This window comes from Klebsiella sp. M5al (assembly GCF_002090195.1).
GTDB lineage: Bacteria > Pseudomonadota > Gammaproteobacteria > Enterobacterales > Enterobacteriaceae > Klebsiella > Klebsiella grimontii.
Window position 1 is genome coordinate 3,684,711 of sequence record NZ_CP020657.1, and the last position, 13,211, is coordinate 3,697,921.

The following is a 13,211-nucleotide window of genomic DNA, read 5'->3' on the forward strand; positions in this document are numbered from 1 at the left end:
ACGCCGGTAAGGAGTACGTCAACATTGGACGCCGCTGCGGTCATCAGTCTGTTTATCCTGGGTTCTGTTTTAGTAACCTGTAGTATTTTATTAAGTTCCTTTTCCTCACGCCTCGGCATCCCGATCCTGGTTATCTTCCTCGCCATTGGGATGCTGGCGGGGATTGACGGTATCGGCGGCATTCCGTTCGACAACTACCCTTTCGCTTATATGGTGAGCAACCTGGCGCTGGCGGTTATCCTGCTTGACGGCGGGATGCGCACTCAGGCCAGCTCCTTTCGCGTGGCGCTGTGGCCCGCGCTGTCGCTCGCTACGGTAGGGGTGCTGATCACCTCGGCCCTGACCGGAGTGATGGCGGCCTGGCTGTTTCATCTCAACCTGATCGAAGGAATGCTGATCGGCGCTATCGTCGGCTCGACTGATGCCGCGGCGGTGTTCTCTCTGCTCGGCGGTAAAGGACTGAATGAACGCGTCGGCTCGACGCTGGAAATTGAATCCGGCAGCAACGACCCGATGGCGGTGTTCCTGACCATCACCCTTATCGAGATGATTCAGCAACATGAGACCGGCCTGAGCTGGATGTTTGCGGTGCATATCGTGCAGCAATTCGGCCTGGGTATCGCTATCGGTCTCGGCGGCGGCTATCTGCTGCTGCAGATGATTAATCGCATTGTGCTGCCGGCCGGGCTTTACCCGCTGCTGGCGCTGAGCGGCGGGATCATGATTTTTGCCGCGACCACTTCGCTGGACGGCAGCGGCATCCTCGCGGTCTACCTGTGCGGTTTCCTGCTCGGCAACCGGCCGATTCGCAACCGCCACGGTATTCTGCAAAACTTCGACGGCCTGGCGTGGCTGGCGCAGATCGCCATGTTCCTGGTGCTCGGCCTGCTGGTCACGCCGTCAGACCTGTGGCCTATCGCTATCCCGGCGCTCATTCTGTCGATGTGGATGATCTTTATCGCCCGTCCGCTGTCGGTATTTGCCGGTCTGCTACCGTTTCGCGGCTTTAACCTGCGCGAACGGATATTTATCAGCTGGGTTGGCCTGCGCGGCGCGGTACCGATTATTCTCGCCGTATTTCCGATGATGGCCGGTCTGGACAATGCGCGGTTGTTCTTTAACGTGGCCTTCTTCGTGGTGCTGGTGTCGCTGCTGTTGCAGGGAACGTCGCTCTCCTGGGCGGCGAAGAAAGCCAAAGTGGTGGTGCCGCCGATCGGATCGCCCATCTCCCGCGTCGGGCTGGATATTCACCCGGAAAACCCGTGGGAGCAGTTCGTTTACCAGCTTAGCGCCGAAAAATGGTGCGTCGGCGCGGCGCTGCGCGACCTGCATATGCCGCCGGAAACGCGGATTGCCGCGCTGTTTCGCGACAACGTTCTGCTGCACCCTACCGGCAGCACCCGACTGCTGGAGGGCGATATTCTCTGCGTTATCGGCCGCGAGCGCGATTTACCCGCGCTGGGTAAACTGTTCAGCCAGTCGCCGCCGGTCGCGCTCGATCAGCGCTTCTTTGGTGATTTTATCCTCGACGCCAATGCCAAGTTCGCCGACGTCGCGCAGATTTACGGCATCGATGGCGGTGAGGAGTTCCGCGATCGCCAGCAGTCGCTGGGTGATGTCGTGCAGCAGCTGTTGGGCGCCGCGCCGGTCGTCGGCGACCAGGTGGAATTTGCCGGCATGGTGTGGACGGTGGCGGAAAAAGAAGAGGATCATGTCCTGAGGGTGGGCGTACGAATGGCGGGAGATGAGGCGGAGTAACCCGCCCCACGACAAGTTACACCGTCACAACCGGTACGCGCGGCGCCAGCGCGCACATTAACTCATACCCGACGGTGCCGCAGGCGGATGCGACATCGTCGATTTTAATCTCTTTGCCCCACAGCTCGACCGGCGCGCCGATCCCTGCCTGCGGGCAGGGGGTCAAATCCACCGCCAGCATATCCATCGAGATGCGCCCTACCGTCGCGGTGCGAACGCCGTCAACCAGCACCGGCGTACCGCTCGGCGCCAGACGCGGGTAACCATCGGCGTAGCCGCAGGCAACGATGCCGATGCGCCGCTCCTCCGCCGTACGCCAGGTCGCGCCGTAGCCGACCGCTTCCCCGGCTTTCAGGTTCTGCACGGCAATAATTTCGCTGCTTAACGTCATCACCGGTTTCAGTCCGGTGTTGGCCACATCCTGCCACAGGCCGGAAGGCGAAGCGCCGTACAGCACGATCCCCGGCCTCACCCAGTTAAAATGCGACTCCGGATGCCACAGGGTGGCCGCCGAATTCGCCAGCGAGCGCGGGCAATCCAGCCCTTCCGCCGCCTGCTCAATACGCCGCATCGGCTCCACGATGCCGTCCGGGTTTTCCGCTTCGGCAAAATGCGACATTAACGTCATTTCACTGACGTTATGCAGCGATCGCAGCTGCTGCCAGACGATGTGCAGACGATCCGGCATAAAACCCAGCCGATTCATCCCGCTATTCACCTTGACGTAGATATCGAGCGGCGCGTGCAGCTTCGCCTGCTGGAGCGCCTTGATTTGCCAGTTACTGTGCACGCTGGTGGTCAAACGGTACTTATCAAACAGGGCCAGCTCATCGGCGTGGAAAAAGCCTTCCAGCATCAGTATCGGCCCTTTCCAGCCCAACTCGCGCAGCAGGATCGCCTCTTCAAGATTGAGCATCGCGAAACCGTCCGCGGCGCTAAGCGCGTTCCAGACTCTCGCCAGGCCGTGGCCATAAGCATTGGCTTTGACCACCGCCCACAGGCGCGAAGCGGGCGCCGCGCGGCGAACAATTTGTTGATTCTGGCGTAAGGCTGACATATCAATGCTGGCCTTTACAGGACGAGACATGAAAGCTCCTTGTTAATTGTGAACGCCATGCAGATGCTGAGCGCGGGCCGGCGTAAAGCCGCGACCGTAGCGGGCGACGGCAAGATCGTCATACGGGATCGCCGGCGTACGCCCGGAGATCAGGTCGCTAATCAGCTGCCCTGAACCGCAGGCCATGGTCCATCCCAGCGTACCGTGGCCGGTATTCAGCCACAGATTTTTATACGCCGTGCGGCCCACCACCGGCGTACCGTCCGGGGTCATTGGACGCAGTCCGGTCCAGAAGGTCGCCTGTTCAACGTGGCCGCCGCGCGGGAACAGATCGCGCACCACCATCTCCAGGGTTTCACGCCGCGGCTGCAGCAGTTCTTTATTAAAACCGACAATTTCCGCCATTCCGCCAACGCGAATCCGACGATCAAAGCGGGTGATGGCGATTTTGTACGTTTCATCAAGGATAGTCGATACCGGCGCGCCGTCCTCTTCCGCGATCGGAATGGTCAGCGAATAGCCTTTCAGAGGGTAGACCGGAATGTCCACCAGCCCTTTCAGCATGGCCGTCGAATAGGAACCGAATGCCATCACGTACGCGTCCGCTTTAATGATTTCAGCGCCGCACTTCACGCCGGAGATGAGATCCCCTTCATAGAGCAGTTCATCGACGGGGGTATTAAAACGGAAGGTCACGCCCGCCTGTTCCGCCATGCGGGCCAGACGGGTGGTGAAGAGCTGACAGTCGCCGGTTTCATCATTGGGTAAGCGTAAACCGCCCGTCAGCTTGTGGCTCACTTCAGCCAGCGCCGGTTCAACTTCCAGCAGGCGGTTCGCCTCCAGCAGTTGGTAAGGCACGCCCGCCTCCTGCAGCACCGCGATATCGCGGGTGGCGTTTTCGAACTGCTTGTCGGTGCGGAAAAGCTGCAGCGTGCCGCCCTGCCGACCTTCATATTGGATACCGGTACTCTCGCGCAGCGCCTTCAGGCAGTCGCGGCTGTACTCCGCCAGGCGCACCATGCGTCCTTTATTTTCCATATAGTGGCGAGTGTCGCAGTTGCGCAGCATCTGCCACATCCATTTCAGCTGGAACGGGGTGCCATCCAGCCCGATGGCCAGCGGCGCGTGGCGCTGGAACATCCACTTAATCGCCTTCAAGGGTACGCCCGGCGCCGCCCACGGCGCGGCATAGCCGGGAGAGATCTGCCCGGCGTTAGCGGCGCTGGTCTCTTCGGCCGGCCCCGGCTGACGATCGATAACCGTCACTTCATGTCCTGCCTGGCTTAAGTACCAGGCGCTAGCGACTCCTACTACCCCACTTCCCAGTATGACGACGCGCATAGCGGCTCCGTAATCGTTAAAGAACAATCATCTGATTACAAATTGATAACTCAGATGAAAATATTATTCAACATACGCTTTATTTATGGTGACTTATCTCACAGGGTTCTGCGCCAGCGCAGCCCCCGTCGGTTTACCATCTCCTGCTGCGCCTCATTTTTCTACAGAATAAAATTCTGTTTAAATCGTGGAATATCGCGTTTCAGATGGTGAAATCGCGAAGAAAAGAAAATGCGGATGGACGCAGTTTGCGACGCCGTGTTCTATGCTTGTTAAGAGGTTTTCCGTACAGAGAGAACCATCAACAACGAGGGCGCGCTAATGGCTACGATTGATTCCATGAACAAGGACACAACCCGTTTAAGCGATGGACCCGATTGGACTTTTGAGCTGCTGGAGACCTATCTGGCAGAAGTCGACCGGGTGGCGAAGCTGTATCGTCTTGACACCTATCCGCACCAAATCGAAGTCATTACATCCGAACAGATGATGGATGCCTACTCCAGCGTCGGGATGCCGATTAACTATCCGCACTGGTCGTTCGGTAAAAAATTCATTGAGACCGAACAGGCCTATAAGCACGGTCAACAGGGGCTGGCTTATGAAATCGTCATTAACTCCAACCCCTGTATCGCCTATTTGATGGAAGAGAACACCATCACCATGCAGGCGCTGGTCATGGCGCACGCCTGCTACGGGCATAACTCGTTTTTCAAAAATAACTACCTCTTTCGCAGCTGGACCGACGCCAGTTCAATCATCGACTATCTCATCTTCGCGCGGAAATACATCACCGAATGTGAAGAGCGCTATGGCGTAGATGAAGTCGAGAAGCTGCTCGACTCCTGCCACGCCTTGATGAACTACGGCGTTGACCGCTATAAACGTCCGCAGAAAATCTCCCTGCAGGAGGAGAAGGCGCGGCAAAAAAGCCGGGAAGAGTATCTCCAGAGTCAGGTGAATATGCTGTGGCGCACCCTGCCGAAGCGCGAAGAGGAAAAGACGATTGAAGCGGCGCGCCGCTATCCTTCAGAGCCGCAGGAAAATCTGCTCTATTTTATGGAGAAAAACGCGCCGCTGCTGGAACCCTGGCAGCGTGAAATCCTGCGTATCGTGCGCAAGGTCAGCCAGTATTTTTATCCGCAGAAGCAGACTCAGGTCATGAACGAAGGCTGGGCGACCTTCTGGCATTACACCATCCTTAATCATCTTTATGACGAAGGAAAAGTGACCGAGCGCTTTATGCTGGAGTTTCTGCACAGCCACACCAACGTGGTGTTCCAGCCGCCCTATAACAGCCAGTGGTACAGCGGCATTAACCCCTACGCGCTGGGTTTCGCCATGTTCCAGGATATTAAACGTATTTGTCAGTCGCCGACGGAAGAGGATAGATACTGGTTCCCGGATATTGCCGGTTCAGACTGGCTCGAAACGCTGCACTTCGCGATGCGCGACTTCAAAGATGAGAGCTTTATCAGCCAGTTCCTGTCGCCGAAAATCATGCGCGATTTCCGCTTCTTTACCGTGCTCGATGACGATCACAATAACTATCTGGAAATATCCGCTATTCATAATGAAGAAGGATATCGTGAGATTCGTTCGAAGCTTTCAGCGCAGTACAACCTGAGCAACCTCGAGCCGAATATTCAGGTATGGAACGTTGACCTGCGCGGCGACCGCTCGCTCACCCTGCGCTACGTTCCGCATAACCGTGTGCCGCTGGATAAAGGCCGTCGCGAGGTGCTTAAGCACGTCCACCGCCTGTGGGGGTTTGACGTTCTTCTTGAGCAGCAAAACGCCGATGGTAGCGTTGAGCTGCTGGAACGTACGCCGCCGCGGCCCAATCCGCTATAGCGCGTGAAAAGCAAAACGCCCGGTGATAGCACCGGGCGTTTTTTATTCGTTGGCGGGGTCTAGCGCATATTAATCGCCAGGTCACCCGGCAAATTCTTCTGCATACGGTGCCAAATCTCACCGCTGTCATGCCCGTAGCGGCGCACGATTTCATAAACCTGTTCATGAAGCTTTTCTTCACATACCTTCGCCAGCTGGTGATAGAAGCCGAGCGCCAGGCTACGCGCTTCCGGGTTGGCAAAATAGTGACGGCCAATCCGGGTGTATAAACCTTTCATTCCATTGAGGATCAGGCCGTAGATGGGATTACCTGAAGCAAAGGCCAGACCGCGGAAAATGTTATAATCGAGTTCGGCAAAAGCGTCGGCGTGGTCTTCAATTTCACGCGCGCTCGCCAGAACTTCCAGCGCCTTGTCAGGATGCTGGCGGAAAGCGGTACGGATAAAAATCGTCGAAATATTGGTACGTACGGACAGCAGATTATCAATCAGCTGCGGTACGCTGTCATGATCGAGACGCGCCAGGGTTTCGAGAATATTCAGGCCTGAAGTTTCCCAGAAGTTGTTCACCTTGGTAGGCTTACCGTGCTGAATGGTTAACCAGCCATCGCGCGCCAGACGCTGCAACACTTCACGTAAGGTTGTACGGGTAACACCAATCAGTTCAGAAAGTTCACGTTCAGCGGGAAGAATTGAACCAGGAGGAAAGCGGTTATTCCAGATACTTTCAATGATGTACTCTTCAGCGAAACCCGCAGGGCTTTGCGCCTTAATGACCATAATAAGATTTCCATTACACAGCGTTGCTATTCGACTCATCATACCAGAGCGGCCAAAAGGCAGATAGCGCCAGAAAGTAATTAAAAAGGGATCGCCGTTTCATTTTCAACTTTTCATTTCACACTTTCTGTTGCTAAAGAATGTGATGCGAAGAAAGTTGCGCCCCATTTTGCGCAACTGGTAATCTTGCGTATAGTTACGCATAAAATCATGTTTCAGAATTTGGCGGAGAAAGGATGTCTGTCGTGGAAATGTCGTATGGCCGCGCCCTGTGGCGCAACTTTCTTGGTCAGTCCCCGGACTGGTACAAACTCACTCTCATCATTTTCTTAATCGTTAATCCGCTGGTCTTTTATCTTCATCCGTTTATTGCCGGGTGGCTGCTGGTTATCGAATTTATTTTCACCCTGGCGATGGCGCTCAAATGTTATCCGCTGCTGCCGGGCGGTCTGCTGGCGATCGAAGCGGTGTTTATCGGGATGACCACGCCCGGGCATATCCGGGCGGAAGTTGCCGCTAACCTTGAAGTCCTGCTGCTGCTGATGTTTATGGTGGCGGGGATCTATTTCATGAAGCAGCTGCTGCTGTTCATCTTCACCCGTTTGCTGCTCGGCATCCGCAGCAAGATGCTGCTGTCGCTGGCGTTTTGCGTCGCTTCCGCCTTTCTTTCCGCATTTCTCGACGCGCTGACCGTTGTCGCGGTCGTGATTAGCGTCGCCGTGGGTTTCTACGGTATTTATCACAAAGTCGCTTCGGCGCGGCCGGACGATGACGATATGCTCGACGACAGCCATATCGAGCAGCACTATCGCGATGTCCTGGAGCAGTTTCGCGGCTTCCTGCGCAGCCTGATGATGCACGCCGGGGTCGGCACCGCGCTCGGCGGCGTGATGACGATGGTTGGCGAACCGCAGAACCTGATTATCGCCAAAGCCGCGGGCTGGCACTTCGGCGAATTCTTCATGCGCATGCTGCCGGTAAGCTTGCCGGTGCTGGTCTGCGGCCTGCTCACCTGCCTGCTGCTGGAGAAATTCCGCCTGTTTGGCTACGGCGAACCGCTGCCGCCAACCGTGCGTAAAGTGCTGCAGGATTTTGACGATCGTAGCCGTCAGAGCCGCAGCCGACAGGATCGCCTGCGTCTTATCGCCCAGGGGATTATCGGCGTTTGGCTAATCATCGCCCTGGCGCTGCACCTTGCGGAAGTCGGTCTGATTGGCCTGTCGGTCATCATTCTGGCGACCACGTTTTCCGGGGTCACCGATGAACACGCCATCGGCAAAGCGTTTACCGAAGCGCTGCCGTTTACCGCGCTGCTGACGGTCTTTTTCGCCGTTGTGGCGGTGATTATCGATCAGCACCTGTTTGCGCCGGTGATCGAATTCGTTCTCCAGGCCTCGCCGCACGCCCAGCTGTCGCTGTTTTACCTGTTTAACGGCCTGCTGTCGTCGATTTCGGATAACGTCTTCGTCGGCACCGTCTATATCAACGAGGTCAAGTCCGCTCTGGAGCAGGGAACCATCAGTTTGCCGCAGTTCGAGCTGCTGGCGGTGGCGATCAATACCGGCACCAACTTGCCATCAGTCGCCACGCCGAACGGCCAGGCCGCGTTTCTATTCCTGCTGACTTCCGCGCTGGCTCCGCTGATTCGCCTCTCCTATGGCCGGATGGTGTGGATGGCGCTGCCGTATACCCTCGTCCTGACCCTCGTCGGCCTGGCCTGCGTCGAGTTTACCCTGATGCCGGCTACCCAGTGGATGCTGGAGCACGGTTGGCTGGTGACGCCGCAGCTGCTGAAATAAAATCATCCATGCCCGGCTCAAAACGCCGGGCATTCCATATTCGTTTACGTAATATTTTCAGACTAGCTGCTGGCGTCGCTACGGTTTTCGTTTACACTGCCATGATTTAGCATGTTCCAGGGAAATGATTATGTTGCGATATTTAAACCAGTGCTCAAGGGGACGCGGTGCCTGGCTCCTGATGGCGCTAACCGCGTTTATTCTTGAATTGGTGGCGTTATGGTTCCAGCACGTGATGCTGCTGCAGCCGTGCGTACTGTGTATTTACGAGCGCTGCGCGCTATTTGGCGTGATGGGCGCCGGTATCGTCGGCGCCATTGCGCCAAAAACCCCTCTGCGCTATGTCGCGATTGTGATTTGGCTCTACAGCGCCCTACGCGGGCTGCAGCTGTCATGGGAACACACCATGATTCAGCTTCACCCTTCCCCTTTCCAGACCTGCGATTTCGCCGCTCGTTTCCCAACGTGGCTGCCGCTGGATAAATGGCTGCCTCAGGTGTTTGTCGCTACCGGTGACTGCTCCGTACGCCAGTGGGAATTCCTGACGCTGGAAATGCCGCAGTGGCTGGTTGGCATCTTCGCCGCCTATCTGGTGGTCGGTGTACTGGTGCTTATCGCTCAGCCGTTTAAACCTAAAAAGCGCGATCTGTTTGGTCGCTAAGAACCATTGCTGATAATGCGCTCCTCCGGGAGCGTTTTTTTTTTGCCTGCGCGTTGACGTTGTTGCCATAAAGATGCATATTAAATACATCTTATAAATGTTAACTGAGGAGCACATGATGTCTCATTTGCGTATTCCCGCTAGCTGGAAGGTAAAACGCTCCACCCCATTCTTTACCAAACAGAACGTCCCTGCCGCTCTACTGACGCACCACAACACCGCTGCGGGTGTTTTCGGCCAGCTTTGCGTGATGGAAGGCACGGTAACCTACTATGGTTTCGCCGATGAACAGGCGACAGAACCTGAGGCAAAGGTTGTTATCAACGCCGGGCAGTTCGCGACCAGCCCGCCGCAGTACTGGCACCGCATTGAGCTCAGCGACGACGCGCAGTTCAATATTAACTTTTGGGTTGCGGACGACGCCGACGGTGAAAGCGGGCTGTTCCACGCGAAGAAAAGCTAACTGAGCGCCTACTGCGCCCAGTCTGGTTTATTCAGGATATGATCCTGCCAGTCAACCACGGTGGCTTCTTTCACCGCAATATGGCGAACCGAGATGCGTTCGCCATGCATCGCCGCCTTCGAACCGGTTAACAGCGGATGCCAGTGCGGCAGCGGCTGGCCTTCCGCCAGCAGACGATAGGCGCAGGTCGGCGGCAGCCATTCAAACGTAGGCAGATTGTCGCGGGTTAGCTTAATGCAGTCCGGCTCATATTCGAAGCGGCGCTCATAGTTACGGCACTGGCAGGTTTTGATATTGAGCTGACGGCAGGCGACGTTGGTAAAATAGATTTCGTCGGTATCCTCATCCATCAGCTTATGCAGGCAGCACTGTCCGCAGCCGTCGCAAAGTGATTCCCACTCCGCATCGCTCATTTCATCCAGTGTTTTTTGTTGCCAGAAAGGTTGTTCGCTCATTGGGATGTCCGTCATTGCAATTCAGGGTGCACCTTATAACCAGTCTGGCACGCCGTTGCAAGTTTTGCCGCCCGGAGACGGCGGCAAGAGGTCGTTACAGCACGCGGGTGGTCAGCGATAAGCCGTTAAACCCCACTTCCAGCTCGTCGCCGCTGGCGAGCGGCCCCACGCCTTCCGGGGTACCGGTCAGCACCACGTCACCGGCTTTCAGGGTGAAGAAGCGCGACATATAGGCGATCAGCGGCACAATTTTATGGATCATGTCGGCCGTGGTGCCCTGCTGGCGCACTTCGCCGTTCACCTTCAGGCTCAGCGGCGTATTCTGCGCGTCGCCGTGAAATTCGGCGGCGGGAATAAACCCGGAAATCGGACAGGCGTTATCAAATCCTTTCGCCTTTTCCCACGGCTGACCGGCCTTTTTCAGTTTACCCTGCAGATCGCGCAGAGTGAGGTCCAGCGCCACGCCATAGCCGGCAATGGCTTTAAGCACGTGATCTTCGGTCGCCTGACGCAGCGTGCCGCCAATCAGCACCGCCAGCTCAACTTCATGGTGCACCGAACCCAGGCCCTCAGGCAGCACCAACGGCTGGCGGATGTCGCATAGCGCCGTCTCAGGTTTAATAAACAGCACCGGCTCTTCCGGCGTCGCACTGCCCATCTCCTTAATGTGTTTTGCATAGTTGCTGCCCACGCAAACCACTTTGCTTACCGGATAATCCAGTAGCGCACCCTGCCAGTTATGATGTTGGTACATTTTTTACCTCTGTGGGTTAATCAGATTTATTCCCCTGTTCCGCCAGGTGTTTCTTGAGTAAATTTTCAGACGGCGGAGGGAGTTGAAGGTAATAGCCCTGATCGGCCAGCGCCTGCTTCACTTTATCCAAATCGGCGTGAATGAGTTTTTTTCGTCCATCAAGCGGCAGAATCATTGCCAGTTTAGGCGTACCGAAGCTATACATTAATTCATCAGGAACGCGGGAGAAATCGTCCTTTTTTTCGACATATAAATAGGTTTGCTCACGTTTAGTACTTCGATAGATCACACAAAACATAGTTTTACTCGGAATTAGACCTGCGGTCACTTGCCTCTATATATGAGTGACTATAACATGCCTTTTAGTCTTCGGAATATCACCGCACTTCAGCGAGTGATAAACAGCAAATTGAGTAAGGCCAGGATGTCAAATACGCCAATCGAACTTAAGGGCAGTAGCTTCACCTTATCTGTGGTTCATTTGCACGATGCAAATCCCGAGGTTATTCGTCAGGCGTTAGAAGACAAAATCGCCCAGGCTCCCGCCTTTTTACGTCATGCCCCCGTGGTGGTGAATATCAGCAGCATTGAAGATGACGTCGACTGGCGCCCTCTCCATGAAGCTATTGCGGCCACCGGACTGCGTATTATGGGCGTAAGCGGATGTAAACTTCCTCGGCTGAAAACCGAAATTGACCGCGCCGGGATCCCGTTATTAACCGAAGGGAAAGAAAAAACCACCCGTCAGGCCCCGCCAGAACCCGTCGCGTCGCCGCCAGTTGTTAATCAGATCACAAAAACGCGTTTGATTGATCAGCCGGTACGTTCCGGTCAGCGTATTTATGCGCCACACTGTGATCTAATTGTTACAAACCATGTGAGTGCCGGGGCTGAACTTATTGCCGATGGTAACATCCATGTATATGGCATGATGCGGGGACGTGCGCTTGCCGGCGCTGGCGGCGACAGAGACGCCCAAATATTTTGTACCAACCTCTCGGCGGAACTGGTTTCCATCGCCGGGGAATACTGGCTGAGTGATAACATTCCGGCCGAATTTTATGGCAAAGCGGCGCGTCTACGTTTAGACGACAGCGCTTTGACGATTCAATCGTTGAATTAATCCCTTTTTAACAAGGAATTTCTATGGCACGCATTATTGTTGTGACTTCGGGTAAAGGAGGCGTTGGCAAGACCACCTCCAGCGCGGCCATCGCTACTGGTTTGGCCCAGAAGGGAAAGAAAACGGTCGTTATCGACTTCGATATCGGCCTGCGTAACCTTGACTTGATCATGGGCTGTGAACGCCGGGTCGTTTATGACTTCGTCAACGTCATCCAGGGCGATGCCACGCTGAACCAGGCGCTTATCAAAGACAAGCGCACGGAGAACCTCTATATCCTCCCGGCCTCCCAGACGCGTGACAAAGACGCCCTGACCCGCGAAGGCGTAGACAAAGTTCTCGAAGAACTGAAAAAGATGGATTTTGATTTTATCGTCTGTGACTCCCCTGCAGGCATCGAAACCGGTGCGCTGATGGCGTTATACTTCGCTGATGAAGCCATCATCACCACTAACCCGGAAGTCTCCTCCGTTCGCGACTCCGACCGTATCCTCGGCATCCTGGCCTCTAAATCCCGCCGTGCGGAAAAAGGTGAAGATCCGATTAAAGAGCATCTGCTGCTGACCCGCTATAACCCAGGACGCGTCAACAAAGGCGACATGCTGAGCATGGAAGACGTGCTGGAAATTCTGCGCATCAATCTGGTGGGCGTGATTCCGGAAGATCAGTCCGTGCTGCGCGCGTCTAACCAGGGCGAACCGGTTATTCTGGATGATACCTCGGACGCGGGCAAAGCCTATGCCGATACCGTTGAACGTCTGCTCGGAGAAGAACGTCCTTTCCGCTTCGTAGAAGAAGAGAAGAAAGGTTTCCTCAAACGCCTGTTCGGAGGATAAATTATGGCATTACTCGACTTTTTTCTCTCGCGGAAAAAGAACACGGCCAACATTGCGAAAGAGCGCCTGCAAATCATCGTCGCGGAGCGCCGTCGCGGCGACGCGGAGCCGCACTATCTTCCGCAGCTGCGTAAAGACATTCTTGAAGTGATTTGCAAATATGTGCAAATCGACCCGGAAATGGTCAGCGTGCAGCTTGAGCAGAGAGACGGTGATATTTCGATTCTGGAGCTGAACGTGACCCTGCCGGAAACTGAAGAGTCGAAATCCTGAGCCTGAAGGTATAAAAAAAACCGGCGTCGCGATGCGAAGCCGGTTTTTGTTACTTTGC

At 55.5% G+C, this 13,211-nt stretch carries 14 protein-coding genes; 8 read left to right on the forward strand and 6 right to left on the reverse strand.

Features of this window, described 5'->3' with window-relative positions:
• The first annotated feature begins 24 nt into the window (after positions 1-24).
• Entirely contained in the window at positions 25-1,758 is a 1,734-nt protein-coding gene (locus BWI76_RS17725; protein ID WP_049103515.1) for a potassium/proton antiporter, read from the forward strand.
• Between the two features lie 16 nt (positions 1,759-1,774).
• Here BWI76_RS17725 and dadX read toward each other — a convergent pair whose 3' ends face one another.
• A complete protein-coding gene (gene dadX / locus BWI76_RS17730) occupies positions 1,775-2,845 on the reverse strand; it encodes a catabolic alanine racemase DadX (protein WP_049086310.1) in 1,071 nt (356 codons plus the stop codon).
• A 12-nt stretch (positions 2,846-2,857) separates the two neighbouring features.
• Positions 2,858-4,156, reverse strand: a complete 1,299-nt coding sequence (locus BWI76_RS17735) for a D-amino acid dehydrogenase (RefSeq protein ID WP_024357829.1) — start codon at positions 4,154-4,156, stop codon at positions 2,858-2,860.
• 321 nt (positions 4,157-4,477) lie between these two features.
• Between BWI76_RS17735 and BWI76_RS17740 the strand changes: the two genes are divergently transcribed.
• Positions 4,478-6,010 (forward strand): SpoVR family protein, encoded by a 1,533-nt coding sequence (locus BWI76_RS17740; RefSeq protein ID WP_004138526.1) that lies wholly within the window; start codon positions 4,478-4,480, stop codon positions 6,008-6,010.
• A gap of 59 nt (positions 6,011-6,069) precedes the next feature.
• On the opposite strand, the gene fadR is transcribed toward BWI76_RS17740, so the two are convergent.
• The gene (gene fadR / locus BWI76_RS17745) at positions 6,070-6,789 is read right to left on the reverse strand and encodes a fatty acid metabolism transcriptional regulator FadR (protein ID WP_004121962.1); all 720 of its coding nucleotides are present in this window, start codon (positions 6,787-6,789) and stop codon (positions 6,070-6,072) included.
• 245 nt (positions 6,790-7,034) lie between these two features.
• Here fadR and nhaB point away from each other — a divergent pair, with 245 nt between their 5' ends.
• The 3 genes from nhaB (at position 7,035) to BWI76_RS17760 (ending at position 9,712) form a co-directional block, all read left to right on the forward strand.
• A complete protein-coding gene (nhaB, locus tag BWI76_RS17750) occupies positions 7,035-8,588 on the forward strand; it encodes a sodium/proton antiporter NhaB (protein WP_004138525.1) in 1,554 nt (517 codons plus the stop codon).
• 130 nt (positions 8,589-8,718) lie between these two features.
• Positions 8,719-9,249, forward strand: a complete 531-nt coding sequence (gene dsbB, locus BWI76_RS17755) for a disulfide bond formation protein DsbB (RefSeq protein WP_004103253.1) — start codon at positions 8,719-8,721, stop codon at positions 9,247-9,249.
• A 118-nt stretch (positions 9,250-9,367) separates the two neighbouring features.
• Positions 9,368-9,712 carry a DUF1971 domain-containing protein gene (locus BWI76_RS17760; protein WP_004138523.1) on the forward strand — a complete coding sequence of 115 codons (345 nt, stop codon included), beginning with the start codon at positions 9,368-9,370 and terminating at the stop codon, positions 9,710-9,712.
• 8 nt (positions 9,713-9,720) lie between these two features.
• On the opposite strand, the gene BWI76_RS17765 is transcribed toward BWI76_RS17760, so the two are convergent.
• The 3 genes from BWI76_RS17765 to BWI76_RS17775 all read right to left on the reverse strand — a co-directional run bounded on the left by BWI76_RS17765 (position 9,721) and on the right by BWI76_RS17775 (position 11,219).
• Positions 9,721-10,167, reverse strand: coding sequence for a YcgN family cysteine cluster protein (locus tag BWI76_RS17765; protein WP_004121966.1), 447 nt, complete (start codon positions 10,165-10,167; stop codon positions 9,721-9,723).
• A 94-nt stretch (positions 10,168-10,261) separates the two neighbouring features.
• Positions 10,262-10,921: a fumarylacetoacetate hydrolase family protein gene (locus BWI76_RS17770; RefSeq protein ID WP_004121967.1), complete on the reverse strand. Its 660-nt coding sequence runs from the start codon at positions 10,919-10,921 to the stop codon at positions 10,262-10,264.
• Between the two features lie 16 nt (positions 10,922-10,937).
• Positions 10,938-11,219, reverse strand: a complete 282-nt coding sequence (locus tag BWI76_RS17775) for a YcgL domain-containing protein (protein ID WP_004138522.1) — start codon at positions 11,217-11,219, stop codon at positions 10,938-10,940.
• 126 nt (positions 11,220-11,345) lie between these two features.
• Here BWI76_RS17775 and minC point away from each other — a divergent pair, with 126 nt between their 5' ends.
• Genes minC through minE form a run of 3 tightly spaced genes read left to right on the forward strand, consistent with a single transcriptional unit; the run spans position 11,346 to position 13,153 of the window.
• Complete coding sequence (minC, locus tag BWI76_RS17780; RefSeq protein ID WP_004138520.1) at positions 11,346-12,044, forward strand: septum site-determining protein MinC; 699 nt, start codon at positions 11,346-11,348, stop codon at positions 12,042-12,044.
• Positions 12,045-12,067: 23 nt separating this feature from the next.
• Positions 12,068-12,880: a septum site-determining protein MinD gene (gene minD / locus BWI76_RS17785; RefSeq protein ID WP_004121970.1), complete on the forward strand. Its 813-nt coding sequence runs from the start codon at positions 12,068-12,070 to the stop codon at positions 12,878-12,880.
• A gap of 3 nt (positions 12,881-12,883) precedes the next feature.
• Complete coding sequence (gene minE, locus BWI76_RS17790; RefSeq protein WP_002910902.1) at positions 12,884-13,153, forward strand: cell division topological specificity factor MinE; 270 nt, start codon at positions 12,884-12,886, stop codon at positions 13,151-13,153.
• Positions 13,154-13,211: the final 58 nt, after the last annotated feature.